The 26,996-nt window shown below is 71.6% G+C and carries 17 protein-coding genes; 12 read left to right on the forward strand and 5 right to left on the reverse strand.

What is annotated here, in order from left to right; translation table 11 throughout:
• Positions 1-28 precede the first annotated feature (28 nt).
• The 5 genes from ACSMXV_RS19485 (at position 29) to ACSMXV_RS19505 (ending at position 9,102) form a co-directional block, all read left to right on the forward strand.
• Positions 29-2,098 (forward strand): trypsin-like serine peptidase, encoded by a 2,070-nt coding sequence (locus ACSMXV_RS19485; RefSeq protein ID WP_473172649.1) that lies wholly within the window; start codon positions 29-31, stop codon positions 2,096-2,098.
• A complete protein-coding gene (locus ACSMXV_RS19490) occupies positions 2,095-4,608 on the forward strand; it encodes a serine/threonine protein kinase (protein WP_473172650.1) in 2,514 nt (837 codons plus the stop codon). Before ACSMXV_RS19485 ends, ACSMXV_RS19490 begins: the two co-directional genes overlap by 4 nt.
• A 458-nt stretch (positions 4,609-5,066) precedes the next feature.
• Positions 5,067-6,401 (forward strand): VWA domain-containing protein, encoded by a 1,335-nt coding sequence (locus tag ACSMXV_RS19495; RefSeq protein WP_473172651.1) that lies wholly within the window; start codon positions 5,067-5,069, stop codon positions 6,399-6,401.
• Complete coding sequence (locus ACSMXV_RS19500; protein WP_473172652.1) at positions 6,398-7,681, forward strand: hypothetical protein; 1,284 nt, start codon at positions 6,398-6,400, stop codon at positions 7,679-7,681. Before ACSMXV_RS19495 ends, ACSMXV_RS19500 begins: the two co-directional genes overlap by 4 nt.
• On the forward strand, positions 7,678-9,102 hold the full coding sequence (locus ACSMXV_RS19505) for an alpha-glucoside ABC transporter substrate-binding protein (protein WP_473172653.1): 1,425 nt from the start codon (positions 7,678-7,680) through the stop codon (positions 9,100-9,102). The genes ACSMXV_RS19500 and ACSMXV_RS19505 overlap by 4 nt, the downstream gene beginning before the upstream one ends.
• 248 nt (positions 9,103-9,350) lie before the next feature.
• Here ACSMXV_RS19505 and ACSMXV_RS19510 read toward each other — a convergent pair whose 3' ends face one another.
• Both ACSMXV_RS19510 and ACSMXV_RS19515 read right to left on the reverse strand, forming a co-directional pair.
• Positions 9,351-11,288 carry an MFS transporter gene (locus ACSMXV_RS19510; protein ID WP_473172654.1) on the reverse strand — a complete coding sequence of 646 codons (1,938 nt, stop codon included), beginning with the start codon at positions 11,286-11,288 and terminating at the stop codon, positions 9,351-9,353.
• Between the two features lie 301 nt (positions 11,289-11,589).
• Positions 11,590-14,316, reverse strand: coding sequence for a D-alanyl-D-alanine carboxypeptidase (locus ACSMXV_RS19515; RefSeq protein ID WP_473172655.1), 2,727 nt, complete (start codon positions 14,314-14,316; stop codon positions 11,590-11,592).
• A 250-nt stretch (positions 14,317-14,566) separates the two neighbouring features.
• Here ACSMXV_RS19515 and ACSMXV_RS19520 point away from each other — a divergent pair, with 250 nt between their 5' ends.
• The 4 genes from ACSMXV_RS19520 (at position 14,567) to ACSMXV_RS19535 (ending at position 17,493) form a co-directional block, all read left to right on the forward strand.
• Positions 14,567-14,704 carry a hypothetical protein gene (locus ACSMXV_RS19520; RefSeq protein ID WP_473172656.1) on the forward strand — a complete coding sequence of 46 codons (138 nt, stop codon included), beginning with the start codon at positions 14,567-14,569 and terminating at the stop codon, positions 14,702-14,704.
• A gap of 344 nt (positions 14,705-15,048) precedes the next feature.
• Positions 15,049-15,789 carry a GOLPH3/VPS74 family protein gene (locus ACSMXV_RS19525; RefSeq protein WP_473172657.1) on the forward strand — a complete coding sequence of 247 codons (741 nt, stop codon included), beginning with the start codon at positions 15,049-15,051 and terminating at the stop codon, positions 15,787-15,789.
• 356 nt (positions 15,790-16,145) lie between these two features.
• A complete protein-coding gene (locus tag ACSMXV_RS19530; RefSeq protein WP_473172658.1) occupies positions 16,146-17,003 on the forward strand; it encodes a helix-turn-helix domain-containing protein in 858 nt (285 codons plus the stop codon).
• A 280-nt stretch (positions 17,004-17,283) separates the two neighbouring features.
• Complete coding sequence (locus ACSMXV_RS19535) at positions 17,284-17,493, forward strand: DUF397 domain-containing protein (RefSeq protein WP_473172659.1); 210 nt, start codon at positions 17,284-17,286, stop codon at positions 17,491-17,493.
• 120 nt (positions 17,494-17,613) lie between these two features.
• On the opposite strand, the gene ACSMXV_RS19540 is transcribed toward ACSMXV_RS19535, so the two are convergent.
• Positions 17,614-18,579 (reverse strand): hypothetical protein, encoded by a 966-nt coding sequence (locus ACSMXV_RS19540; RefSeq protein ID WP_473172660.1) that lies wholly within the window; start codon positions 18,577-18,579, stop codon positions 17,614-17,616.
• A 96-nt stretch (positions 18,580-18,675) separates the two neighbouring features.
• On the opposite strand from ACSMXV_RS19540, the gene ACSMXV_RS19545 reads away from it, so the two are divergent.
• Both ACSMXV_RS19545 and ACSMXV_RS19550 read left to right on the forward strand, forming a co-directional pair.
• On the forward strand, positions 18,676-19,458 hold the full coding sequence (locus ACSMXV_RS19545) for an SDR family oxidoreductase (RefSeq protein WP_473172661.1): 783 nt from the start codon (positions 18,676-18,678) through the stop codon (positions 19,456-19,458).
• Positions 19,459-19,804: 346 nt separating this feature from the next.
• On the forward strand, positions 19,805-21,370 hold the full coding sequence (locus tag ACSMXV_RS19550) for a sodium:solute symporter family protein (RefSeq protein WP_473172662.1): 1,566 nt from the start codon (positions 19,805-19,807) through the stop codon (positions 21,368-21,370).
• 65 nt (positions 21,371-21,435) lie between these two features.
• Here the strand turns inward: ACSMXV_RS19550 and ACSMXV_RS19555 are convergent, their stop codons facing one another.
• Positions 21,436-22,554, reverse strand: a complete 1,119-nt coding sequence (locus ACSMXV_RS19555) for an ADP-ribosylglycohydrolase family protein (protein WP_473172663.1) — start codon at positions 22,552-22,554, stop codon at positions 21,436-21,438.
• Between the two features lie 291 nt (positions 22,555-22,845).
• Here ACSMXV_RS19555 and ACSMXV_RS19560 point away from each other — a divergent pair, with 291 nt between their 5' ends.
• Complete coding sequence (locus ACSMXV_RS19560; protein ID WP_473172664.1) at positions 22,846-24,255, forward strand: FG-GAP-like repeat-containing protein; 1,410 nt, start codon at positions 22,846-22,848, stop codon at positions 24,253-24,255.
• A 110-nt stretch (positions 24,256-24,365) separates the two neighbouring features.
• Here ACSMXV_RS19560 and ACSMXV_RS19565 read toward each other — a convergent pair whose 3' ends face one another.
• Positions 24,366-26,993, reverse strand: coding sequence for a bifunctional FO biosynthesis protein CofGH (locus tag ACSMXV_RS19565; protein WP_473172665.1), 2,628 nt, complete (start codon positions 26,991-26,993; stop codon positions 24,366-24,368).
• Positions 26,994-26,996 lie beyond the last annotated feature (3 nt).

The raw sequence follows: 26,996 nt of genomic DNA on the forward strand, positions 1-26,996 counted from the left end.
TCCGACCCGGCACCTATCCTGAGGAAGCATGGAGGGGGATGCGGACGAGGAGGTCCCGGAAGTCACCGACCTTTATGGTCATGCCAGTTGGCGGGTCCGGCTGCGCCGAGGCGGTGTGTCCGGCAGTGGTGACGTGCTCGGTGCCGGTGTGCTGCTCGGCGCCGACCGGGTGCTCACCTGTGCCCATGTGATCCGCGATCCGGAGACGGGACAGCGGCCCGACTGCGTACAGGTCGACTTCCCTCTGCTGCAGGGCCTGCCGCGGACCGAGCGCCGTACGGCGACCGTGCTGGACGGCCATTGGGTGCCGCCGTTCGGGAAGGCACAGGGGGACCTCGCGCTGCTCGTCCTCGACGAGCCCGCTCCGGTGCCGTCACCGGTCACACTGCACCGGACGCTGGACTACCGGGGTGCGCCCGTCCTCATCGACGGTTTTCCGGAGCAGCGGTCCGGCGGGCAGTGGCTCACGGGAGCTTGTATGGGGCCCGGCGGGCACGGTGACGAGCGGGTGCAGATCGACCTGGCCGATCCGCGCGAGCCGGGGCGGCGGTTGGCGGGCGGGTTCAGCGGGGCGGGCGTCCTGGAGGAAGGGACCGGACGGTTACTGGGCATCGTCGTACAGGCCGATGAGCGCGCGGGATACGGCTACATGATTCCGGCGGCGACCGTCGCCAAGTACTTCCGCGACATCGGCAGGGCCTACGTCACCGGGCCGCCCGCCATCCCCGCCCCGCACACCGTCTCCCCGGACGCCGCCCGCGCCGCACGGCCGCACGGCCTGCAGCGCACCGTCATGCGCTGGCTCCATGAGGAGCCCGGCTGCTGGGATATCGAGGTGCTGTTCCTCGGCGAGGGCGACGTCCGGGCCCGGGACGCCCTGCACCTCGTGCTGAACATGGCCGACCGCGAGCAGTCGCCGCAGCTGTCGGTTGCTCCGGAGGGGGACGCGGGGACGCGGCGGTTGTCCGGGGCGGACCCGGGGGCCGCAGACCGGTCGCCGGACGGGGTGCCGACGGATGGTGTGCCGGAGACGCCCATCGACCCGGCCGACGGCCTGGCAGCCGGCGCCCCGCATCTGTCGCAGGCCGGGATCGAGCCTCGCCTGGGCAGCATCAGTCTGTTCCTGGACGTGACGGGCGCGTCGCTGGAGCGCGCCGAGCCGGAGCATCCCGCGATCGGCGAGGCCCTGCTCGCCCTCCGCCGGCAGCTGGCGTACTCGCGGCAGCGCGGCGCCCGTCCCGCCGTCGCAGTCCTTGGCGCCGACCTGTCCGCCACCGAGCCGGTCGTGGCCGTGCGGGTCCTGCGTGAACTGGCCGGGGCCGGCGCCCGGTTGCTGCTGGTGGTGCGCGACGGCGGCGGCAGGGGCAGTCACGACGGTGCTGACGGCGGCAGGGACAGTGGCGGCGGCAGTGAACACGGATTCGCGTACGAGATGGCGCACCGGCTGCTGCCGGACGACCGCGCCGAGCGCTGGCTCGAGCGGATCGTCGACCGCGTCTCGCTGCTGGCTGCCACCGAGGAGCGCTCCAGGGACGTGTACCGCCGTGTGGAGCGTCGGGTCGTCGATCCGCCCCGTCCGACGGCGTACGGGGCGCGGGCCCGGCTGTGGACGGTGCAGCTCGCGAGCGAGGCGGGCACGGGGGGACGGCGTCCGCCGGGCGCGCCACGCCTGCCGGCGCCCGGCCGGGAGAGGCAGCGGGCGGCCTTCCTGGAGAAGCTCTCGTACGCCGAACAGGCCGTGGAGAACTGCCTGATGCGCGCGGAACGCGCCGAGCGGGAGCTGCGTGGCGTACTCGACGCGCATCTGCGGCTGCGCGGTCTGCTCGCCGCGCAGCAGGCGCGGCTCGACGGGCAGGGCCTGGCCGAACACCCCGACGCCGTCGGCGCCTTCGGCCGCGCGCAGGAGCTGCTGATGAGCGGTCCCTGCCCACTCGCCGACGCGGAACGTGCGGTGGAGGCGTTCGCCCGGGTGGTACGTCGGCTCACGCGGGACGGGTCGTGGGAAGCGGGGCGGCAGGAGGGTGGGCCGGAGACACCACGGCCCCCCGACGCGACGCATACGGGACCCCCGGCTACTGGCGAGGCAGGTGGGCCATGACCCCGTGTCCTCACCCGGGATGCCCCGGCACGGTCACCCCATCCGGGTACTGCCGGGTCTCCGGCGAGCGGGTCGACCCCGTCTCACGGCGCCACTCGTCGGCGACCGCCCCGGACCCGACAGCGCCCGTGGCGAAGAGCTCCTCTGCCGTCCCGGAGCCGGACGCATTGGAGCACGTGGAGCCCCAAGCGCACCTTGGGCACCAGGAGCACGACGAGCCGTTGTTCGTCGTCGGAGCCGGTGCCGGGTCCGGCCCGGGTGACGGCCGAACCGCCGACGTCGAGCTTCCGGACGAGAGCCCGGATCCCACCCTGCTGCCCGAGATCAGGCCGCGGGGCGGGACGGTGTCCCCGGGCGCCCCTGACTCCCCAGGCGCCCCGGACGCGCTGTCCGGGCAGCTGCTCGCCGAGCAGTACCGGATGGTCAGGCCGCTCGGCCATGGCGGCATGGGCGAGGTCTATCTGGCGCTCGACACGAAGGTCGACGACCGCGAGGTGGCCGTGAAGTTCCTGCGGCCGGTGCAGGCCGCGGTCGCGCGGGACGCGCTGGCGAAGGAGCGGCAGGCGTTCGCCGACCTCAACCACGAGGGCATCATCCCGGTGTTCAACTACGGGCATCACGACGGGGTCGGTGACTTCCTCGTCCTGCCGTACGTGGACGGGCTCAACCTCGAAGAGGTGCGGGCCCTGGTGTGCCGCGATCCCGGACGGTTCGGCGGCGCGCGGTTCCACGAGTTCGTCCTCGCGTACGGCGTCCGTGTGCTGTCCGCGCTCGCGCATCTGCACGCGCCCGACCGCAGGAAGGTCTACGGCGATCTGAAGCCGCAGAACGTGATGCACGACGGCAGCACCACGAAGCTCATCGACGTGGGGAGCATCCGGGGCGAGCGGGCGCCCGGCCTCACGACCACCGGCTATCGTGCGCCGTCCGTGCCCGCCGCGACAGGCGCCTCCACCAGCCAGGACGACCTGTTCAGCCTCGGCGAGACACTGCGCGGCGTGTGCGGCCTTGGCGAGTCGAGGCACGATCTCGCCGCGCTCGGCGCCCTGGACCGGCTCGCCTCGTCCGGCCCCGACGAGGTGACGGTCCGGGCCGCCCTCCTCATGACCGCTCCCGCGCCGCAGGGCCTGGGGCTGGCTTCGCTGGCCCGGGTGCTGCGGCGCGCCACGCGCGAGGAACCGGCCGACCGGTTCGCGACGGCACGTGAGATGGAGGAGCAACTACGGGGCGTGTTCCGGGAGTTGCGGTCGCTGCGTACGGGGCTGGAGACGTTCGAGCCGTCACCGCTGTTCCTGCAGTCGCCCCACGCCCTCGAGGGCGCGCTCGGCGTCGCGCCCCGGCTGTCGCGGTGGGCCGCTCCGCCCGAGGACGACGGGCCGCGGGCGCCCCTGCACGCGGCGCCGTCCGCGGCCGACGTGGCCCAGCGGCTGCCGGTGCCCCGGCCGGATCCGGACGACGCGCACCATGCCGGGCTGAGCCGTCTTTCCGACGCCGATCCGGCGGCGTTGCTCCAGCACACGAAGGGATGGGACGGCTCCGCGGAGGTTCATCTGCTGCGGAGTCGGCTCGAGTTGAGGGTGGCGCTCTCGGACAATGCGGAACGCCTGTCCACAGCGGAGCCCGAGCTCATCGACGCGGAACGCGAGTTGCAGCTCGCCATTGCGGCCATCGGCGCCGGACGCGCTCGGCATGACTGGCGTGTCGACTGGCACCGGGGGCTGCTCGCCCTCGCGCGGGACCAGGCCGAGGAGGCGTGGGACCACTTCGACCGGGTCTACGCGGCGATCCCCGGCGAGTACGCACCGAAGCTCGCCCTCGGCTACTGCGCCGAGCGGCTGGGGCGCCGGCATGAGGCGCTGACGTTCCACGAGGCGGTGCGCCTGCGCAATCCGTCGCTGGGTGGCGCGGCGTTCGGCGTTGCGCGGGCACGGCTGGCACAGGGCGGACCGCAGGCCGACGCGTACGCCGTCGAGGCCCTGGACGCGGTGCCGCAGCACTCGCGCCACCGCACAGCGGCCCGTACCGCCGCCGTGCGCATCGGCGTCAGCCGGGCGCAGGACGCCGGGCAGCTGGCCGCGGTGCTCCGGCGCCTCGCCCGGCTCTTCCACGAGCACGGCCTGACCGACGAGCAGGCCCGGGTACGGATGAAGGCGGAGGTCTGGGAGGCCGCCCAGGACCTGCTGGCGCGACGCTCCGTCGACGCCCGGCAGCTCCAGGCGGTGTCCGCCGCACCGGACACCGCGCGGATCGGCTTCCCCGGCGACGAACAGCAGCTGCGCACCGACCTGTCCCGGTTCTACCTGGGCCTCGCCCAGCAGGCGGCGCGTTCCGACGCACCGGACGGCGCCGACCTCGCCGAGCGGCTTCTGGACCGGGCCTACCAAGTCCGTCCGTTCGCCTACCGACACCACAGGGACAGTCCATGGTTGGGGAAGAGGATCAGCAACTGGCTGCGGGCCGCGGCGCTCACCCCGCCGAGGGTCCGGCCACCACGATCGGGCTCGAGGTGAGCCAGGTCATCGAGCTGCCGAGGCCCAGACCGGGCACTGGCCGGACACACGGACGGGGCACCGAGCGCCCGCCCCAGGCAAACCCGCCGGAGGCGGCCCCCACGCGGGCCCCGGATACGCCAGACGCGCGCCCGCCCCACACAAACACCCCAGACGCTGCCCGCACGCAGGCCACAAACACGCCAGAAGCGCGCCCGCCCCACACAAACACCCCAGACGCTGCCCGCACGCAGGCCACAAACACGCCAGACGCGCGGCCGCCCCACACAAACACCCCAGACGCAGCTCCCACGCAGGCCACAAACACGCCAGAGACGCGCCCGCCCCACGCAGACACGCCACATGAGCGCCCGCCCCACACGAGCGCCCCAGACTCAGGTCCGCCACCCGTAAGCCCCCCACACCCAGGCCCGCCCCCCGCAAGCACCCCGGACGCGGCCGCCGCAGGCGCGACGCGCGTGCCCGAAGCGCGGGACGCCGCGCGCATGTACGCGGTGATCACCGTCTCCGTCCGCCGCCCCGGCGGCGGACGCCCCACGCCGGACGGCGCGCCGCGTCTCGCCGAGGTGCTGCTCATCGACCACTCCTCCTCGATGGTCAACCCGCCGAGCCGGCTGGCCGCCGCCCGTGACGCCGCGGCCGCCGCGCTCGACCGCATCCCGGACGGCGCCCACTTCGCGGTCGTCGCCGGACGGGACCGGGCCGCCATGATCTATCCGCAGCGGTTCGGACTCGCGGTCGCGGACGCCCGCTCACGTGCCGACGCACGGATCGCCCTGCACGCCTGCACCCCGGGCGGTGGCACGGCGATGGGCACCTGGCTGGAGAGGGCGCGCCAGCTGTTCCGCGAACTCCCGGACGTCACCGGCAACGACCCCTTCGTCCGGCATGCGCTGCTGCTCACCGACGGCCGGAACGAACCGGGATACGAATCGCGGGACGAGCTGCGGGAGCGGGTCGAGCACTGTGCGTCGGAGTTCACGTGCGACGCCGTCGGCATCGGGGACGCCTGGGACACCGACGAACTCCTGCTGATCACCCGTGAGCTGGGCGGCCGGGCGAGCGCCGTGGGTGATCTCGCGCGGCTCTCCGGCGAGTTCGCGGCGCTCACCGCGCGGGCCGCGGAGCGCGACGTCACCGGGCTGCGGCTGCGCCTGCACCACCGGGCGGACGTCACGCTGCACTCCTTCGAACAGGTACACCCGACCCGGGTCGCGCTGCGGCCGGCGTATGTCGACATGGCCGCGGTGGAGTCGGGGGCGGGCGGCCCGATCGAGGAGTACGCGACGGGCGCGTGGGGCGGGGAGACGCGCGACTATCTGCTGTGCGTCAGCGCTCCGTACCGCCCGGAGCATCTGGGCAAGGTGCTGTTCCTCACGGAGGTGGAGGTCGACGTGGCGGGGCCCGCCGGGGCCGATGTGGAACTCCCGGATCCGGCCGCCGTGTTGATGCGCTGGTCGGACGAGGCGGATCTGTACAGCAGACTCGATCCGCGGGTCGCCCACTACCTCCATGAGGACGAGCTGCACCGCACCTTCGAGCAGGGCTGCACCGCACTCCGGGAGGGCGACACGGCGGCCGCCGAGGCCCACTTCGCCCGCTCCTGGGCACTGGCGACCCGCACGGGCGACACGGCCATGCAGGACCACCTCCGCAAGCTTGTCGACGTACGAAGTCGTGACGAGGGCGATCTGGATGTCCGGCTCCGCACCGTCATCGAGCGCTTCGACATCGAGGCGGCTCGCATCCAGGCGACCACCAGCGTCCTGCCGGCTGTGGAGCAGGACCGGTGAGCGAGGCGCGCGACCGGCTCCGCACCGGCGACCAACTCCACACCGGCCACAGCCTTCGCACCGCCAACCGGCTTCGCTCAGGCGCACGGAACCAGGCCGAGCGGGCCTTACGAGGTCTACGTGCCGTGGGCGCCGGCGGCACCGCCGTCGGAGCCGTCGCCGCCGAGCTGGCCAGGCGCCTGTGGCGGTACGCGTGGCCGTCGCCGACGGGCCGCCGCAACCGCGCCTATCTGCGGGACCGGTTGATCGCGCTGCCGCTGCTCTCGGTGATCGCCTTCGGCGCGTTCGGCTGGGCGTACGCCGACGTCCGCGGCGACTCCGCGTACCTCCGGGACCATGTCGCGCCCGCGCTGGTGGATCTGGCCGACGCCAGGGTGTCGCTGCAGATCGCTCAGACCGAGGCGCGCAGGGCCCTGCTGGACGAGGACGGCGCGGTGGAGCTCAGCGGGCTCAGCGAGCGGTACCGGACGCGGATGAGCCGGGCCACGCAGAGCCTGAGCCAGGTCGCGCAGCACGGCGCACTCACCGTGTCCGAACAGCAGAAACTGAGTGTGGTCTCGGGTCTGCTCGTGAACTACGGCGGCTGGATCAACCGGGCCCAGGCGGACAGCGACCCCACACTGCGCGAGGCCGAACTCACCTACGCCCAGAGCATGCTGTGCGAGACACGCCAGGCCGACGGCACCTCGTACCCGGAATGCCGGCCGTCGACAGGAACCACGGCGACCGCGACCACGATCGTTGACCGTATCTCCGCCCTGGAGCAAGGACTGCACGACCGGCTCGAGGCGCGCGCGGCATGGGGCGGAGGCGTCCTGGCCGCCCTGGCCGTCTCGGCTGTCGCCTTCGTCCTGCTCGCCGTCGGGCTGGCCCGGACAGTCGTCTTCCTGCGCCACCGGTTCCGGATCCGGCTGAGCCTGCCGCTGGTGGTGGCCGCGCTGCCGCTGGCGGCGGCGCCCCTGCTCGCGACCGATGCCGTACTCGCGTACGACGCGCAGCAGCAGGTGGTGCCGGCGGCCGACGGCCTCTCCGACAAGACCTCGCCGGATATCGAGCTGCTCGCCGAGGAGCAGTGGGCCGGAAAGCCCAGCCCACGGGCGATCGGCGTGCTGGAGTCGTCGATCAAGGACGAACTGGCCGCGGGCCGCTTCGGGTTCCTGGACGGGGTGGCGCCCTTCGTGACGCCGGTGGGGCTGGTCGGCGCGGCCGTCATCGGCGGCGCCCTGCACGCGTACCGCCGCGAGTACCTCCTCCTCGTGCGCCCGGGAGCGGCCTCATGAGCGACCTCATCAGCCATCTCCGGAGCGGCCTCATCAGCCGCCGCCCGCACCCGCGGCCGCCGCACCCCAGCCGCCGCCGGCATCGCAGCCGCCCTCGCCCCCTCCTCCGTACCGCCCTGGCCTGCGCCCTGTTCGCCCTCGCCGCGCTCTCCGGCGGCTGCGCGCAAGGCGCCAAGGAAACGCTCGTCGTTCTCGGCCCCTGGACGGGCCCGGAGGGCAAGGCCTTCGAAGCGATGCTGAAACAGCTCGACGACGGCACCGCGTACACGTACGCGTACGAGGGAACCAGCTCCCTGCGCGAGACCCTCGTCGCACAGCTCGAGGCGGACGCCCCGCCCGACGTGGCGATCCTCAACAGCATCGGTGAACTGAGCGAGTACGCACACAGGGGCAGACTCAGGCCGCTCGAGAAGGCGGCCGAGCGCGCCTATGCGCCCTGGGCGGGGCCGCTGCGGGTGCAGGGCCGGCTTCACACCTATTGGGTGCCGTTGAAGGTGGACCTCAAGAGCCTCGTGTGGAGCAAGAAGGGCACGTCCGACGGCACTTCCGCACCGAAGTGGTGCATAGGCCTCGCGTCCCAGGCGACCTCCGGCTGGCCGGGCACCGACTGGATCGAGGACATCCTGCTGCACCAGGCCGGGCGCACCACGTACACGGACTGGGCCACCGGCAGGCTGAGCTGGCAGAACGACGCCGTGGAGCGGGCCTGGAAGACCTGGGCCGACCTGCTCGGGCCCCGTACGGACGACGCGGTCGAGGAGTCCCTCACGACCTCCTTCGAGGGCGCGGCCGACGGGGTCGGCGGCAAGCGAGGGCTGCTCAACTCGCTCGACTGCACACACGAGCACCAGAGCGCGTTCATCCGCTACCTGTACGCCGACGACGACGTGCGCGTCGAACCGTCGGCCCGATTCCTCCAGGGCTCCGACGAGTTCAAGAACACGTACGAGGTGTCGGGCGACATGGCCGCCGTGTTCAGCGACAACCCCGACGCGCAGGAACTGGTCGAGCTGCTGTCCGACCGCACAGCACGCGGACTCTGGCGGGACATGACCAGGAAGGTGTCCGAGCCGGAGCCCCAGCCGCTGTTTCCCGCCTCGGACGATCCACAGCCGACCGACCCGATCGGCCGGGAGATCGCCGGCATCCTGACCGAGCCGACGAACTGGCTCTGCTTCGACGCCTCCGACGTCATGCCGCCCTCGCTGCGGGACGCCTTCCACCGCGCCGTCCTGGAGTACTTCCGAAACCCCACGGACAAGCACCTCGAGGACCTGCTCAAGAGGCTCGACTCGGTGCGGGATGCGGCGACGCGCCCATCGACGACCGGCCCATCGGCGGGCGGCTCATCGGCGGGCGACGACGGTCCGCTGAGCACGGCCCGCCCGCCCGAGGCCATCTGCGCGTCACCGAGCGGCTAGGCCCTGTCGTCAAACTCCCGCCGTCCGCCCGAAGGGCGGGCCCCGCGGCGTCTGGTGCGTGCGATCGCAAGGCGCCGGAAAGTCCTCGTAGCGGAGCTACTAGGGCTTTTCGGCAACGCGGCGTGGGGGCACCTCCCAGCGTTAGCTGGGGGAGTGCGTGCCAGGCGTCGCGGGGCAGGGGGCACCTCCCAGCGTTAGCTGGGGGAGGGAGTTTGACGACAGGGCCTAGGGAGCCGCACTGCCGCCGCTCAGCGCAGCTCCTCGGGGCAGGGCGTCCCCCGAGGCAGCTGGTAGGGCGCGGCAAGCCGGTAGACGCCGGGGTGCGGGGCGAGGAGTTCGGTCCACTTGTCGCCGGCCGCGTCCTCCTCCGTCTCCATCAGACAGCCGTTGACGTTCCGGTACGTCTTCGGGGTGCCGTCCTCGCGCTGCCTGGACTCCTCCGTCTCCTTCGGCGGTTCGACGCTCTTGCCCTCGGTGTCGACGAGGCCGAGCCACGGCGAGTACGGAATGCGGATGAGCACCCGTCCCGCCTGCTTCACCTCGATGGTCAGCTCGCCCTGCTCGGCACGGTCGACCGTCGCGTTGGGCTCGGCGAGCGGCGTGGGGTCCTCGACGGCGAACAGCCGCCAGTTGGCGTCACCCCAGACCTCCTCGAGATAGGGCTGTCCGCGCTGCACGAGCTGGCGCTCCCGCTCCCCGCCGTGCCCGTCGGGCTCGTCCTTCGGCAGGACGACGTAGTGGACGGCCCAGCGCTTCAGCCATTCGTGGTAGTTGGCGGAGTTCAGGGTGTCGTCGTAGAAGAGCGGGTTGCGCTCCATGTCCGCCTGCCGGTTCCAGCCGCGGGCGAGATTGACGTACGGCGCGAGCGCGGAGGCCTCGCGGTGGGAGCGGGCCGGGACGACCTCGACGCGGCCCTTCTCCGCACCGACCACCTGCAGCTGGTTGACGAGCGGGGCGAGCTCCCGCGCCCAGGACGCGGCGGGCGTCGTGTGCACCACGTCGTCGACCGCCTTGTAGCCGATCCAGGCGACGGATCCCGCGAAGGCGACGACGATCGCGTACCACTTGCGCGTACGGGGTGCGGTGAACGGCAGCGCTGCGAGCAGCACCACCCCGGCGAACAGCATCGCGAGCCGGGTGATGTTGGAGCCGATCTGCGAGCTGATCAGCCAGGTGAGCAGCACGGCGAGCGCGTAGACGGCCGTCGTGAGGCGTACGGTCGTCCATTCCTTCGGTACGAGGAAGAAGACGAAGCCCGAGAACACCAGCGGCAGCACAGCCGACCCGAACCCCATCGGCTGGGTGCCGGAGAACGGGAACAGCCAGGAGGACAGGGCCACCACGGCGGTCGGCGCGAGCCCCAGCGCGTACGCGCCCGGCCGCCGCTTCTGCAGGAACAGCGCGACGGCGACGAGCCCGACGAAGAGCCCGGCGACGGGGGACGAGGCGGTCGCGAGCCCGGCGAGCGGCGCGGCGACGGCGGCCTTCGCCCAGCGCTTGTAGCGCCAGCGGTACGGCCAGCAGAACACCGCGGCGACCGCCGCGAGCCCGAACATCGTGCCTAGACCGTAGGTCACACGGCCCGACGCCGCGTTGCACAGCAGCGCGACGACCCCGCCGAACGCGGGCCACAGCGGCCGCCGCACGGCGGGGCTGCGGACCAGTATGAGCGTGATCAGACCGGCGGAGACGGTGCCGGCGATCATCATCGTCGTCCGCACACCGAGCACGGACATCAGATACGGCGACACGACGCTGTACGACACGGGGTGCATCCCGCCGTACCAGGCGAGGTTGTACGCGGAGTCGGGGTTCCGCCCGACGAACTCGGCCCAGGCGTCCTGGGCCGCGAGATCGCCCCCGCTGTTCGCGAAGGTGAAGAACCATACGAGGTGCACGACGGCGGCGAGGGCGGTCACCCAGGTGACCGGGTGACGGAGGAGCGGGAGGAGCGGCAGGAGCCCGAGGCGGCCGGGCGGCCGTCCGCTGCCTCCGGCAGGCGTCCGCTGCTTCCGCGGCGACCGCGGCGTCCGCGACGCCCCCGGCGCTCTGGGCAATTGGGGTGATGGGGATATCTGGGCGTGTCTGGTGCGCTGCTCGTGCCGCTGTTCGGGCAGTGCTATTCGCACGCCCTTTCCCTTACCCGGCTCGGCGTCGTCGGCCCGCGTCGGCTCCGCAGTGGCCACTCAGGACACTCCCCGTACGTGTGTAGTTCTCGTTCGGGGCCCCGGGGTCCATCCGCCCCGGGCAAGCCCCGGCACCCGCCCCGATCCCCGCGACGCTAGCACGAGGGCCACCCGTGGGCGCCCTGGAGGACGCCCACGGGTGGTGCGGATCGGACGGGTGCCGGTTCAGCCGGGGGACAGTCCCAGGTCACCTCACGGACAGCTCGAGGTCAACCCGGGAACATCGGCCAGGGGCGACGGGAGCCGGGACGGCTGCACGGTCGCCCGGACGGCTGCGGGATCAGCCCGGACGTCTGCGGGGTCAGCCCAGTCGGGTGACCTTGGCGCCGAAGTCGGGCTCCTTGAGCTCGTCCTGGAGTGCGATCGGGACCTCGACCGCGCTGCCCGTGCCGTCGCCGACGCTCAGCACACCGACCTTGGTGCCGGCCTTCGCCGTGTGCGGGATCGTCGTACCGTCGTCGCCGAGATCCAGCTGCACCGTGAGCCCGGCCCAGCCGACCGCGGACACGTCCTGCGTGACGACGACCGGAGTCCGCCCGCCGAGACCGTCGTCCACGTACCCGACGACGTCGCCCTTCTTCAGGATCGTCTGCCCCTTCAGGGCGCCCTGGGCCGCGAGCATCGCCGTCTTGCTGACCGCGTTGACGGTGTCGATGATCGGCGGCGTGTGCTGGCCGAGCACCGCGCCGACGACGGTCACCGTCTCCCCGCCGACCTCCTTGGTGGCGGCGAACAGGAGGTTGCCGCCGGCCTTGGTGGTCGAGCCGGTCTTGATGCCGATCGCGTTGTCGTACGGCACCAGGCGGTTGTAGTTCTGCCAGGTCCGGCCCGAAGGGTCCTTCCAGGTGGGCAGCTTGGTGATGTCCGTCAGCGCCTTGATCTTCACCAGCTCGTTGCCGAGCTTCACCTGGTCCTCGGCGGTGGAGACGGTGGTCTCCTTCAGCCCGGAGGGGTCGGTGTACGTGGTGTTGGTCATCCCGAGCTTCTTGGCGGCGTCGTTCATCTTCTTGACGAACGCCTCCTCCGAACCGGCGTCCCAACGGGCCAGCAGCCGCGCGATGTTGTTCGCAGACGGAATCATGATGGCCGCGAGGGCGTCCTTCTCGGAGAGCTTGTCGCCCTCCTTGACGGTGTTGAGCGTCGACTCGCCGTCGGCGTCGTAGCCGCCCTCCTTCTCGGCCAGCGCGTCGACGGTGATCGACGATCCGTTCGCGCCGGCCTTGAGCGGGTGCTCCTGCAGCACGACGTACGCGGTCATGGCCTTGGCCACGGAGCCGATCGGTACGGGCTTCTGCTCGCCGAAACGGTCCATGGTCCCGAGGCCCGTGACGTCCATCCAGCCCTGGCCCTCCTGGGGCCACGGCAGCGACACCTTGCCGCCCTCGAAGGCGTACTCCGACTCGGCCGTCAGCGCGAGCGTCGGCGTCGGCAGCGGGCGCACGGCCTGGACGACCGCGAACACGATGGCGAGCAGCACCACCAGCGGCGTCCAGATCTTGATCCGGCGCACGATGGTCCGCACCGGGGTGTCCGGGGGCGGCGGCGTGTTCGTCAGCTCGGCCAGCAGATCGAGCGGCGGCTTGGGCGGCAGGGGCTGCTGCGCGGTCCGCTCGGGACCGACGTTCCCGGAACCTGCCGGAGCCGGGGCGGCGGGTGCCGCGGATCCAGCGGGGGCGGATGCCGCGGATCCAGCGGCGGGTTCGCCGGACGATGTGGAGGCACCGGGAGCCGTGGGGGCGTTGGCACCAGGTCCAGCGGCGGTGCCACCGGGCGCGGCAGGGGACGAGGCGTCGGCCGGGGAAGCCACGGGCTTGTCCCCGGCGGGCCTGTTCGGCGCCGCGGGCTCGTCGAGCGGCTTCAACGCCACGAACTTGCTGGTCCGCTCGCCATCGGACTCGCCCGTGCGCCCGGCACCGCGCGCCGGCTCCCCACTCCCGGAGTCGCCCCCGGAGTCGCCGCCCTTACGGTCGTCCTGCACCCCATCGGCCTGCTGCGCGTCGCTGCTCCGCTCGGCGGCGCGGTCCTCAGGCGCCTTCTCGCCGGGCTTCGTCCCGCCGATCTTCAGCATGGTCGTCGGCTGATCGACAGCAGGCCGGACGGCCTTGAACACGGCGGTGGCCTGATCGACGGCGGGCCCGGAGGAATCACGGTCGCCGGCGTCGGCGTCGGCGTCGGCGTCGGCGTCGGCGTCGGCGTCGGAAGGAACGCTGGAGCGGGACGGGGCGTCGTCCGCGGGGTTGGGGGCGGGGTCGGAGGCGCTGTCACGCTCGGGGCCGGGGTCGGCGTCGGAGCCGCCGTCGCTCACGGAGTCGGGGTCGGCGCCTGAGCCGCCGTCCCCCTCGGAGTCACGCATGGCGTCCGGGCCGCCGCCAGGCCCCGAGTCGGCGTCGGCGTCCGCGTCGGCTTCGGCGCGGGCGTCGGCGTCTGTGTCGGAAGGAGATTCCACGCGCGCGTCGGCGTCAGTGTCGGAGCCGCCGTCAGCCCGTGAACCGGCGTCAGCCGCGGAGTTCTTCGGCCCTGCGTCGGCGTCGGCCGCGTGGGCCACGCCGTTGACCGTACCGTCCGCGCCCGGCGCGGACCCGCGCTCTTCGGCGGTCTGCGCCGCGGGCCGGGCCTGGTCGGCCGGCGCACCCGCCTCGAGAGCCACATCCGAGTCGGAGGCGGAGCCGTCGCCGGACCCCGAGTCGGAGTCCGGAACCACGTTCGCGGCAGCGCCCGAACCGGAAGCCGAAGCCGTTTCCGGGCTCGAATCCGAAGCCGAGTCAGAGCCCGAGCCCTCGGCACCCGCGCCCAAGCCCGCGCTCTCGCTATCGCTCTCGCTCGAGTCCACGTCCGCATCCGGCGCGTCCCCGCTCCCGGTAGCCGGAGCAACGTCGCCGGACGGCGGGCGACCACCGTCAGCCGCGTCCTCCGCCGTCTCCGCATCAGCAACGTCGGAACCGGTGGCCGTTCCGGCGGAGTCCTCGGTCTCCCCCGTCGCCTCGGTCGCCGCGGCCGCCTTGGCCTCCTCGGCGTCCGTGCCCGTCACCCACGCGGCGACGGCCGCACGCAGCCGGGCGTCGCCGGCGGCCTCGACGGCAGCAGCCGCAGTCTCCCCCTCGGTGTCCCCGCCGCTCCCAGCTCCGCGGGACCCCTCAGAGTCCCCGGCCCTCCCGGAACCGCGGGACCCCTCGGAGCCCCCAACACCCCCGGCGCCGCGGGAGCCCTCAGCACCCTCGCCGCCCTCGGAGCTCAGCCCGGCAGACCCGGAAGACCCGGAAGACCCGGAAGACCCTGCAGTGTCCTCCGAGGCCCCCGGGGCAACCGCTTCAGCATCGGTCGGCGTCTTCGTGTTCGAAGACGCCGCCGCCTCCGCCCTCTCCGTCGCGGACGACGCCTCCCCGCGTGTCCGCGTCGCGAAGACCGCCGTCGGCTGATCGACGCGGATCGAAACCTCGCGGGCGACCGCGAGCCGCGGGTCGCGGTCCCCCGAGGACGGCGCCGGAACCGGCGCCGCGGCCGGGTCCCCAGACGACTTCTGCTGCTTCGACCTGTCGGGGGACTCGCCCGCCACCGATGCCTCCTTCATACGCCCAGCGCCCAACCGCTCCGTCGCCGAACTCGCTGTCCGAACCATGTACCAGTGTCCTGTGTGAGGGCTTGGCCCTGGTGCTAGACGAGAACGACATACCTACCGGTTCCCTTACGAACCGGTCACGCACCCTCGACAGACCATTGTGAGAGGGGTCACCCTGTCATTCATCCACGCGGGGAGGCATGGATGGGCAGGAGCCGCAGAACTATTCCGGAGGAGCTACTGCTTCTCGCTCTGGACCCGGCCACGGGTACCACAGCGCAGCCGCAGTCGCTCGACCTCGGTCTGGCCGGAGCACAGCTAGTGGAGCTGGCGCTGGCCGGACGTATAGCCCCAGACGGGGATCGTATCGCCGTGGTGGTACCACGGCCGACAGGAGATCCGACACTGGACTCCGCACTGGAGTTGCTGCGCAGGCGTGGCGCTCCGGTTCGGGCCGTCCACTGGATCGGCGGGCCCCGCCTGGGGCTGCGCCAGACGTATCTCTCGCATCTGGAGCGATGCGGCATGGTGCATGCCGTGGCGGGCCAGATGTGCGGGGTGCTGCCGACGACTCGCTACCAGGCGACGGACACGGCAATCAGCCGGGAGATCAAGGCCCGGCTGGACTCGGCGATCCGTACCGGCGTGCCGCCGGACCCACGGACCGCGGCGCTCGCCGCGCTGGCCCACGCGGTCGGACTCGGCAAGCACCTCTACCCCGGGAACGAGGGGCGCTCGTCGCGCTCCCGGCTCCGGGACCTCATCAGGCACGACCCGATGGGCGGCCTCGTGGCGCACGCCGTGATGGACGTCCAGAACGGTGTCGGGGCGCAGCCCCGCCGGGCTGCGGCCGCCGGCGGCCGCCCGGGCGGCAGGGCACCGGAACCCGGCAGGGTTCCGATGCAGCCGCACCGCGGGTCCATGGCACGCGCCGTGGCCCACTGAGCAGCACCACCCGCACCACCGCGGCACGGCAACAGCCGCACCAGCAACACCGCACCACCCGCACCAGCGCCGCACCGCAGTCCCCAGACCCGGTTCGGGAGCCGCTGGACCGCGCGGGGCAGTGACGCCGGACGTCAGGACGACGACTCGGCGCGCTGCCCCGCGCGGCCGCTTTTCACGGCCCCATCACCGCCAGGGGGCTCCCACAGAGCCGACGCGCATACCGCCAGCCCGTACAACGGACGCGTATGCGCCGCATATCCGCCGTTTCCCAGCGGTAGGAAGCCCGTTGGTGGCAATCTGCTGAGCACCAGATACGCAAAGTTGACAGGCCCGCAGCCGGAGGTGCACGTCCCGTGGCGTCCAATGTCAATCCCACCGTCAGGCGACGCCGACTGGGCCAGGAGCTGCGCCGGCTCCGAGAACAGAAGGGCATGACCGCCGAGGAGGTGGCGGAGCGGCTGCTGGTCTCGCAGTCGAAGATCAGCCGCCTCGAGAACGGCCGCCGCTCCATCAGCCAGCGCGACGTCCGTGACCTCTGCGGTGTGTACGAGGTCGAGGACCACCGCATAGTCGACTCGCTGATGCAGATGGCCAAGGACTCGCGCCAGCAGGGCTGGTGGCACTCCTTCGGCGACATCCCGTACAGCGTCTACATCGGCCTGGAGACCGACGCGGCGTCCCTGCGTGTGTACGACCCGCAGGTCGTGCCGGGCCTGCTGCAGACACGCCCGTACGCGGAGTCGCTGATCGCCGGCGCACTGCCGGAGACCGCGCCGACCGACATCGACAAGCGCGTCCAGGTGCGGATGCGCCGCCAGGAGCGGATCTCGGCGCCCAGCAATCCGCTGCGGCTGTGGACCGTGCTGGACGAGGCGGCGCTGCGCCGGGTCGTCGGCAGCCGCAACGTGATGCGCGACCAGCTCGAGCACCTGGTGGAGCAGTCCCAACTGCCGCATGTCACGGTGCAGGTCATCCCGTTCGACATGGGCGCCCACCCGGGACTCAACGGCCAGTACGCGATCCTTGAGTTCCCCGACGCGGCCGATTCGAGCGTGGTCTACATCGAGGGCGTCACCAGCGACCTCTACCTGGAGAAGGCGAACGACGTCCACAAGTACAGCGTCATGTACGAGCATCTGCGGGCGCAGGCGCTGAACGTGGAGCAGTCGCGGAACTTCATCGCGGACATCGCCAAGGAATACGCCCGCTGAACGAAAAGCGTCCAAGAGCCCCGAACGGGACATGGATCCGCCCGAACCGGGAAGGTGCCGCACAGTACACCTTCGCCACATCAGGGCGGAAGTCTCAGATGGAATATGCCATCCGGTCGAGTGAATGGCAGCGTCGCCCGGGGATGTTGGCGAGTAGCGTCGATCACGCCAAAGAGCAAGAGCGTTGGCGCACACCGAGCAGTACAGAGGGCGTTGGCCACCACCAGCATCCACACTGCACTGCGGCAGCAACTCGACAACTGGGTAAACCGGAGCAAACATGGCAATTCAGCAGGGCGCCACGGATACGTGGGTCAAGTCCTCGTACTCCACAGGAAACGGCGCATGCGTCGAGGTCAAGTCCCCAGTTCTGCACGCGATCGCCGTGCGGGACTCGAAGATCACCGATGGCCCCGCCCTCGGCTTCGCGCCTGACTCCTGGAACGCGTTCGTTTCCGAGGTGAGCCGGGGAGCCTTCGACCTCGCCTGATGCACCACACACACTGCACGACTAGCACAACCGACAACTGCACAAGCACCACCCGACAGCCCTCTCGACTGGCCCGCCGTCCCGGCCGAGGGGGCGCTCCCCTTTTTGGACACCCTCTGATCAGCGCAGCCGATCCACGTACAAATCCGTCCCAGGCACCGTAGGAATGAACGGGGCCACCAATTCGACCCGGCCCAGGCCCGATTCGGCCACCTGCGCGTCCAGCCCTCCGAAGTGCTCCTCCCAGCACTCCCTCGGGTCCGCCTCCAGGAACCACAGCAGCGTCAGGCGCCTGTCGACGCCCTCGACCTGCTTCACATACGTCATCCGGTCGCCCGGCAGCGGCGTCGGCCGGAAGACGGTCACCATCGCGGCCGGCGAGCCCGCCAACCGGCTCGGCAGATGGCGCGACAGCAGCCACTCCAGCAACTCCGCCCGCTGGACCGGCCCTTCCGCGTCGATGACCTCGACGACCAGCCCGGCATACGGATGGTCGAGCGCATGGAAGTCACGCGGGCCGGCCGCCCCGTCCCGGTAGACCGTCGCCTCGTGGTCCTGGAACGCGGTGAAGACGTGCGTGCGCTCCCGGTAGACCCGGCCGTCCCTGTTCAGCCGCTTGTTGATGCCGACGGTCCACTTCATGTGCTCGTCGTAGCGGCCTTCGGTGACCCAGTACACCGAGATGTAGCAGCCCGCCGTCACCGGCTCCGCGACCGCCGACTTCTCCGGGTAGCGCAGCAGTTGTAGATCACGCGTGGCGACCCAGCGCCGTCCGGCGTACATCCAGGGCATCGCCATCGCGCCCGCGTAGTAGTGGTCGTCCTCGTACCAGCGGTTGTAGGCGTACTCATGCCCGGGGTGCGGTTCCACCATGGTGATCAGGGCGTGGCCGGGATGCACGCCGTAGGGCCCTACGCCGGCCAGCTCCGCGTAGACCTCACTGCGGGTGTCCACCGCCGATTCCGCGGACGACCCCGCGGCCGCCTGCGCGTCGAGGGACTTCACTACTGTCTCCGCGTCGCGGGACTTCACGACCGCCTCCGCGCGGGCTTCCGCAGTGGTCCCTGCGGCTGACTCCTCGCTCATGAACGCTCCCCTTCCTTCCTCCGCCGAACGCCCCTAACGTGACCCCCGCCCACTCTGACGCTCCGTCAGAAAATCCACCAGCCCCCGGAGGCGCACGTGCTGCTTGAAGGGAAGACCGTCATCGTCTCGGGAGTCGGCGCCGGGCTCGGGCATCGCGTCGCCGCGGCCGTCGTACGCGACGGGGGCAATGCCGTGCTCGGGGCGCGCACCGAGGCGCGTCTCGCCAAGTCCGCCGCCGAGATAGACCCGGACGGCGTCCATACGGCGTATCTGCCGACCGACATCAGGGACGAGGCCGGGTGCGGGGCGCTCGCGGCGCTGGCGCGGGAGCGGTTCGGGCGGATCGACGCGGTGGTCCACGTCGCCGCCTGGGACAGCTACTTCGGCGGGCTTGAGGACGCCGACTTCGCCACCTGGCAGGAGGTCCTGGACGTGAACCTGCTGGGGACGCTGCGGATGACCCGGGCCTGCCTGCCGGGTCTGAAGGAGCGCGGTGGGTCGGTCGTCATCATCGGTACGCAGTCGTCGGTGGCCGCCCCGTCGCAGGTGCGGCAGGCGGCGTACGCGGCGTCCAAGGGTGCGTTGACGTCGGCGATGTACTCGCTGGCGCGCGAGCTCGGCCCGCATCGGATCAGGGTCAACACGGTGCTGCCGGGATGGATGTGGGGCCCGCCGGTCGAGGCGTACGTACAGTTCACGGCCCTCACCGAAAGCGTGCCGGAGGACGAGGTGCTGCGGCGGCTCACCGACAGGATGGCGCTGCCCGAGCTGGCAACGGACGGCGATGTGGCGGACGCCGCGGTGTTCCTGGCGTCCGACCGCGCGCGGGCGATCACCGGCCAGTCGCTGCTCGTGAACGCCGGGGAGCTCATGCGGTAGCAGAGGCCGTTCGCCCCACCTCCTTCGCGGCCGCACGGGACCCGCATCCCGCGCGGTCGTACGTCTGTGCCCTAGGGCCCTCGTAGCTGTACGGCGCCTGACGAAGCGCCCGCTTATCGTCCGGGTCCCGTCGCGTGCACGACAACGCCCCGGGAGGTCAAGAACAGGCAAAATGGTTCGGCTTCCTGATTGCCGTTCACGTCCATGACCGAAATGACGTCTTGACCGGCCCACCACAGAGGGGTTCAATCCCCCGAGTCCCCAACTCCCGCACGGGGGCGCCCGCTGAACGGACGTACTGACGAAGAGCCGCAACGTTCACAAGGCGGACCCCTGGAGGGGGCACATGAACAGTCTCGACTGGGTCGTGCTCATCGGCTACTTCGGCGTGATGGTCGCGATCGGACTGTGGTCGCACAAGCGCGTCGACAGCGTCAGCGACTTCTTCACGGCCGGCGGGAAGATGCCCTGGTGGCTGTCCGGCATCTCGCACCACATGTCGGGCTACAGCGCGGTGATGTTCACCGGCTTCGCCGGTATCGCCTACCAGTACGGCATCACGTCCTTCGTCACCTGGTCCTTCCCGATCGCCATCGGCATCGCGATCGGCGCCCGGCTGTTCGCGCCCCGGCTGAACCGGCTGCGCTCCCGCCTGGGGGTCGCCTCCCCGCTGGAGTACCTCAAGGACCGCTACAACATCGCGACCCAGCAGGCGCTCGCCTGGTCCGGCGTGCTGCTGAAGATCGTGGACGTGGGTGCCAAGTGGGCCGCCATCGCGACCCTGCTGTCCATCTACACGGGCATCTCCATCACGCAGGGCATCTTCATCACGGGCATCATCACCGGCATCTACTGCACGGTCGGCGGCCTGTGGGCGGACGCGCTGACGGAGATGGGGCAGTTCGTCATCCAGTTCTTCGCCGGTATCGCGATGCTGGTGGCGGTGCTCGTGGAGCTGGACGGCGTCTCCACCTTCTGGACCATCTGGGACAAGCTGCCCGAGGGGCACGCGGAGCCGACGGCCGGTCCGTACACGGTGACGTTCTTCGTCGCGATCACCTTCATCAAGACCTTCGAGTACAACGGCGGCATGTGGAACCAGGCCCAGCGCTACATGGCCACCGCATCCGCCCGTGAGGCGACCCGGTCCGCGATCCTCTCGGCGATCCTGTGGGCGGTCTGGCCGCTGATCCTCTTCTTCCCGATGTGGTGCGCCCCGCTGCTGGTCAAGGCCGAGAAGCCGGACGCCTCCGACGCGTATGCCCTGATGACCGAGCAGCTGCTGCCGCACGGCCTGCTTGGACTGGTCATCGTCGGATTCTTCTCGCACACGATGGCCATGTGCTCCTCCGACGCCAACGCCATCTCCGCGGTCTTCACCCGGGACATCGCCCCGGCGCTGGCGAAGAGCGCGCGCACCTGGTCCGAGAGGGCGGGGCTGGTGGCCGCCCGCTGGTCGACGATCACGTTCCTGCTGCTGTCCATGGCGATCGCCACACAGATCAACTCGCCCACGTTCAAGGACATCATCACGGTGGTGGTGAAGTGGGTCGCCGGGCTGATGGGCCCGATCGCCATCCCGCTCATGCTGGGCATGCTGGGGACGTTCCGCAGGTCGGGCCCGACGGCCGCGCTGACCAGCTGGGCCTCGGGGCTGCTCGCGTTCTTCCTCATCAACTACAACCTGGACTTCTCCCAGCGTGAGGGTGTGCCGCTGCAGTACCAGGTCTCCGTGCCGCTGGCGATCTCGCTGGTCCTGTACATCGTGATCGGATTCGTGAAGCCCGAGGACACCCCGAAGCGCGTCGCGATCATCGACCGCATCAATACGGACGGCGACTCGGCGGCCGCGGCGGTTCCGGCGCCGGCGGGTCCGATGGAGGACACGATGCGGGCGCCGGCGAAGGAATGAGGGACTGCCGGTTCGCGTGAAGGGTGCGGGTTTCGGTTTCGCGTGAGGGGTGCGCGTTCGCGTGGTCAGCCGCGCGGATACCGCGCCAGCCACCCCGGAGACGACCCGGCCGGCCCGTGGAGAGCGGGCCCCTGGGTCATCTCCATCGCGAAGTCGTCGGCGAGTTCGAGAAGCGTGGGACGGCCCTCCAGCTCGGCGAGCCAGCCGGGTGGGAGGGCCGTCTCGCCGTGCAGGGCGCCGAGCAGCGCGCCGGTGAGCGCGCCCACGGCGCCCGAGTCGCCACCGTGGTTGACGGCCAGGCACAGCCCATGGCGTATGTCCTCGGCGACGAGGGCGCAGTACACGGCGGCCGCGAGCGGCCCGTCCGCCGTACCGGGCGACCCGGCCAGCTCCTCCACACGCGCGGGCGTGGGCATGCCCTGCCGCACCGCGCCCAGCGCGTGCTGCAGGCCGTCCGTGACGGGCTGGTGGCCCGGGCGGGCGGCGAGCAGGGAGAGGGCGCGCTGTACGGCGGCGTCGAGGCTCTCACCGCGGGCCAGCGCGTGCACGATCACCGCGTACGCGCCCGCCGACAGATACGCGACGGGGTGGCCGTGCGTCTGCACGGCGCACTCGACGGCGAGCTGCGCGACGAGTCCCGGTTCCCAGCCGACGAGCAGGCCGAAGGGCGCGGAGCGGAGGGCGGCCCCGACGCCCTGTTCCTCGGGGTTCTTCGGGGTTTCGACGGTCCCCATGATGTCGTCGCCGAATCCGGTGAGGCAGGCGCGGGACGGGTCGCGGCGGGCGTAGAGCCACTCCTCGCGGGCGAGCCAGCCGTCGTCCTTGCGGCGCTCGTCGGGACCCCAGTCGGTCTGCGTGGCCGTCCAGCGGCGGTAGGCGCGATGCAGGTCGGTCGGCGGGTGCCAGGCTCCGGTGTCGCGCCGGACCTGGGCGCGTATGAGCCCGTCCACGGTGAAGAGGGTGAGCTGGGTCGTCGCGGTGACGGCGCCGCGTCGGCCGTGTGCGGGGGCGAGATCGGTGAGGCCTTCCGTGCCGTGCTCGGCGCGGATCTCCTCGATCGAGAGGGGCGCGACGGGGGCGCCCAGGGCATCGCCGACGGCGACACCGAGGAGCGTGCCGCGGACCCGGCTGCGGAAGTCCTGCTGTTCGGCACGGCCCCAGACGGCACCGGCTACTGCGCTCACCGGGCCCTCCTTCCTGCCCCCCGTACGGCTGACTGCGCAGCACTGTAATCGAACAGGAATGGCCGGTTCAGGGCCCTGATCGATATCCGGAACGTCACCGAGCTGATCACTTCGGTGGGTGGAGCGTCGTCCAAGGATCATTTCTGAACGTATGGGGCCTGGTTGGCGCGAGCACCACAACCATTTGCCGGACTTGACGGTCAAGGTGAACGACTGCCGTACACAGACCCAACTGCCGGTGCGCACACGTGCTGTGGCTGCCGGCGAAGCGACGTAATGGAGAAGACGCCGATGTCCCAACCCTCCCGCCGCCGGGCCGTCGCCGCCGTGGCCGCCCTGCTCGCCGCTCCCTGCGTGGTGTCAGGCGCTCTCGCCGCACCGGCCGTCGCGACCACCACCGGGGCGACACCCGTCGTCGACTTCAACGGCGACGGATACGCGGACCTCGCCGTCTCCGCGCCCAACGGCACCGTCTCCGGCATGCCCCAGGCCGGCTACGTCTCGGTCGTGTACGGCTCGTCGGCAGGCGCCGACACCGCGCACCCCCAGCTGATCACCCGCGCGACCGCGGGCGTGCCGGGGGATGTCTCGGAGTACGACACCTTCGGCCGCAGCACGGCCGCTCGCGACCTCGACGGGGACGGCTACACCGACCTCGTCGTGGGCCACTACTCCACCCCGGTTGTGCTCTGGGGCTCCGCGAGCGGCCTCAGCGGCGGCACCGTACTGACCACACCCTCCTCCAGACTTGCCGCGGGCGACTTCAACGGCGACGGCTACGGCGACCTGGTGACCGACAGCGACGTCGGTCTTCAGGTGTCCTACGGCCCCATCTCCCGCACCGGGGCGCCCGCCTCCACGGACACCCTTCCCTTCGACGAAGAGGTGGACCCCCGGGCCATCGCTGTGGGCGACATGACGGGTGACGGCGTCGACGACATGGTCACGACCCACAGCTTCGAGGAGATGCAGTACAAGTCCCGCTTCTGGGCAGGCGGGAAGGACGGCCTCAGCCACACCTACAAGACCACCGGCTACTACACGGTCGGCGGGGTCATCGCCGATGTGAACAAGGACGGCTACGGCGACTTCATGGCCCTCCAGGTCGACCAGGTCTCCGAGGCCCGTTCCTACGACGCGGGCGCGATCCGCGTCGTCTACGGCTCGGCATCCGGCCCCTCCACCCGGACGGCGAAGATCACCCAGGACACGGCGGGCGTCCCCGGCGTGAGCGAGGGGGGTGACTACGAGCTCAACTACGGGGACCAGTTCGGCTACTCCCTGGCGGCAGGCGACGTCACCGGCGACGGCTACCCGGACATCGCCGTGGGCGTCCCCGGCGAGGACGTCGGCTCGGTCCGCGAGGCGGGCGCCATCGTCCTGCTCAAGGGCAGCGCGGCAGGCCTCACCGGCTCGGGCGCCCAGGCCTTCCACCAGTCGACGTCCGGCGTCCCCGGCATCTCGGAGAAGAGCGATTACTTCGGCCGGGGCGTGCTCCTCTCCGACGTCAACGCCAACAACCGCGCCGACCTTGCGGTGGCGACCCCCTATGAGGACGGCACCTACGCGGACTCGGGCGCGGTGTGGGTCCTGCGCGGCTCCAAGGCGGGCCTGACCACGACCAACATCACGTCGTTCGGTCCGCGCGCGCTGGGCGCGCCCGAGAAGGGGGCGCGCTTCGGGGACAGCTTCGCCCGGTAGGAGGCCGGTAGGTGGCTGCGTGCGGCGTCGGCCCTGCCGCGCGTGGCCGCCCGCACACCGCAGCCAGCGCTGCCAGGGCCCGGTCCCGGTGAACGCGGGACGGGCCCTGATCAGTCCAGCACCGGCAACAACTCCGGCAGATGCCCGTCCGATGCCTCCGCCGCCCGCTGCCGCTCCTCCGGCACCTCCCCGTACAGCGTCGTCCGGGGACGGGCCGGGCGGCCAGCCGTCTCTGCGATGGCGATGAGGTCCTTGATGGAGCGGTACGAGCCGTAACTGGAGCCCGCCATACGGGAGATGGTCTCCTCCATCAGCGTGCCGCCCAGATCGTTCGCGCCGGAGCGGAGCATCTCCGCCGCGCCCTCCGTGCCGAGCTTGACCCAGCTCGTCTGGATGTTGGGGATGTGGGGGTGGAGGAGGATGCGGGCCATGGCCGTCACCGCGCGGTTGTCGCGGGTGGTCGGGCCGGGGCGGGCGATCCCCGCCAGATACACCGGGGCGTTGGTGTGGATGAACGGCAGCGTCACGAACTCCGTGAAGCCCGCGACGCCCTTGGACAGCGCGGTCTCCTGCATGCGCGACAGGGTGCGGAAGTGGCCCAGCCAGTGCCGCGGCTGGTCCACATGGCCGTACATCATCGTGGACGAGGAGCGGATGCCCAGCTCATGGGCCGTCTCGACGACCTCGATCCAGGTCGCCGTCGGCAGCTTGCCCTTCGTCAGGACCCAGCGCACCTCGTCGTCGAGGATCTCCGCCGCCGTGCCGGGGATCGAGTCGAGGCCCGCTTCCTTCGCGGCCGTCAGCCATTCCCGTATCGACATGCCGGTGCGCGTCGCGCCGTTGACGACCTCCATCGGCGAGAAGGCGTGCACGTGCATGCCGGGCACGCGGGCCTTCACGGCGCGCGCGATGTCGAAGTACGCCGTACCGGGCAGGTCCGGGTGGATGCCCCCCTGCATGCACACCTCGACTGCGCCCACGTCCCAGGCCTGGGCGGCGCGGTCGGCGACCTGCTCCAGCGAGAGCGTGTACGCGTCGGCGTCCGTGCGGCGCTGCGCGAAGGCGCAGAAGCGGCAGCCCGTGTAGCAGACGTTGGTGAAGTTGATGTTCCGCGTGACGATGTACGTCACGTCGTCACCGACGACCGATGTGCGGAGGTCGTCCGCGACCGAGCAGAGCGCGTCAAGTGCCGGGCCGTCCGCGTGCAGCAGCGCCAGCGCCTCGTCGTCCGTCAGCTTCGTCGGGTCGTCGGCGGCCTGCCGCAACGCCTGCCGTACGTCGCCGTCGATGCGCGACGGCACCATCCCCGGCGCCGCCTGCTCGCGCAGCGCCTCCCAGTCGCCGTAGACCTCGTCGAAGTCGTCACGCCGGTCGGACGTACGCCCCTCGGTGTCGATCGTGCGGTGCAGATCCGTACGGCCGCCGGCGACGAAGCCCTCGTCGGGCTCCTGCCAGGGGCGGCCCACGACCTCCGCGTCCGGGTTGGCCAAGCCCGTCTCCGGGTCCGCCAGCGCCCTGACGTGCGGCAGCAGCCGCGGGTCCAGCCAGGGCTCGCCGCGCCGCACGAACTCCGGGTAGACGCACAGGCGTTCCCGCAGTTCGAAGCCGGCGGCCGCGGACCGCTCGGCGAGCAGCTCGATCCCCGGCCACGGCCGCTCCGGGTTCACATGGTCGATGGTCACCGGGGACACCCCGCCCCAGTCGTCGATCCCCGCGCCGATCAGCCGCTCGTACTCCGCGTCGACCAGGTTCGGCGGGGCCTGCAGACAGGCCGACGGGCCCATGATGTGCCGGGCGACGGCGACCGTGGCGACCAGGTCGTCGAGCTCCGCGTCCGGCATGCCTCGCATCGCCGTGTCCGGCTTGGCGCGGAAGTTCTGGATGATCAGCTCCTGGATGCCGTGGTACGAGCGGGCGACGCGGCGCAGCGCGAACAGCGACTCCGCACGCTCCTCGTACGTCTCTCCGATGCCGATCAGCAGGCCGCTGGTGAAGGGGACGGACGAGCGGCCCGCGTCCTCCAGGACGCGCAGCCGGACCGCGGGCTCCTTGTCGGGCGATCCGTAGTGCGGCCCGCCCGGCTCGCTCCACAGCCGCTCGGCGATGGTCTCCAGCATCATGCCCATCGAGGGCGCCACCGGCTTGAGCCGCTGGAAGTCCGTCCACGACATGACGCCCGGATTGAGATGCGGCAGCAGGCCGGTCTCCTCCAGGATGCGGATCGCCATCGCCCGTACGTACGCGATCGTGTCGTCGTACCCGTGGGCGTCCAGCCACTCGCGGGCCTCCGGCCAGCGGTCCTCCGGCTTGTCGCCGAGGGTGATCAGGGCTTCCTTGCAGCCCAGTTCGGCGCCGCGGCGGGCGACGTCGAGGACCTCGTCCGGGGACATGAACATCCCGTGGCCCTCGCGGCGCAGCTTGCCCGGCACGGTCGCGAACGTGCAGTAGTGGCACTTGTCGCGGCACAGGCGCGTGAGCGGGATGAAGACGCTCTTCGAGTACGTGATGACGCCCGGGCGGCCCGCCGCTTCCAGGCCCGCGTCCCGCACGCGCGCCGCGGACGCCGCGAGGTCCCGCAGATCGTCCCCGCGCGCCTGCAGCAGCACGGCCGCCTCGGCGGTGTCCAGCGCGACGCCGTCCCGCGCACGCCTCAGCGCACGGCGCATGGCGTTCGCGGTGGGGCCGGCCGCGTCGGCGGGCCGGGTTCCGAGCGGCTGCGCAGGCTGAGGATCAGTCATGCC

The organism is Streptomyces sp. DSM 42067, from assembly GCF_055792885.1.

Excerpts from the sequence above, each read along its gene's own strand:
- ACSMXV_RS19490 (WP_473172650.1), top strand. The coding sequence starts at position 2,095 with ATGACCCCGTGTCCTCACCCGGGATGCCCCGGCACGGTCACCCCATCC.
- ACSMXV_RS19565 (WP_473172665.1), bottom strand. The coding sequence starts at position 26,993 with ATGACTGATCCTCAGCCTGCGCAGCCGCTCGGAACCCGGCCCGCCGAC.
- ACSMXV_RS19485 (WP_473172649.1), top strand. The coding sequence starts at position 29 with ATGGAGGGGGATGCGGACGAGGAGGTCCCGGAAGTCACCGACCTTTAT.
- ACSMXV_RS19540 (WP_473172660.1), bottom strand. The coding sequence starts at position 18,579 with ATGAGCGAGGAGTCAGCCGCAGGGACCACTGCGGAAGCCCGCGCGGAG.
- ACSMXV_RS19525 (WP_473172657.1), top strand. The coding sequence starts at position 15,049 with ATGGGCAGGAGCCGCAGAACTATTCCGGAGGAGCTACTGCTTCTCGCT.
- ACSMXV_RS19535 (WP_473172659.1), top strand. The coding sequence starts at position 17,284 with ATGGCAATTCAGCAGGGCGCCACGGATACGTGGGTCAAGTCCTCGTAC.
- ACSMXV_RS19550 (WP_473172662.1), top strand. The coding sequence starts at position 19,805 with ATGAACAGTCTCGACTGGGTCGTGCTCATCGGCTACTTCGGCGTGATG.
- ACSMXV_RS19505 (WP_473172653.1), top strand. The coding sequence starts at position 7,678 with ATGAGCGACCTCATCAGCCATCTCCGGAGCGGCCTCATCAGCCGCCGC.
- ACSMXV_RS19560 (WP_473172664.1), top strand. The coding sequence starts at position 22,846 with ATGTCCCAACCCTCCCGCCGCCGGGCCGTCGCCGCCGTGGCCGCCCTG.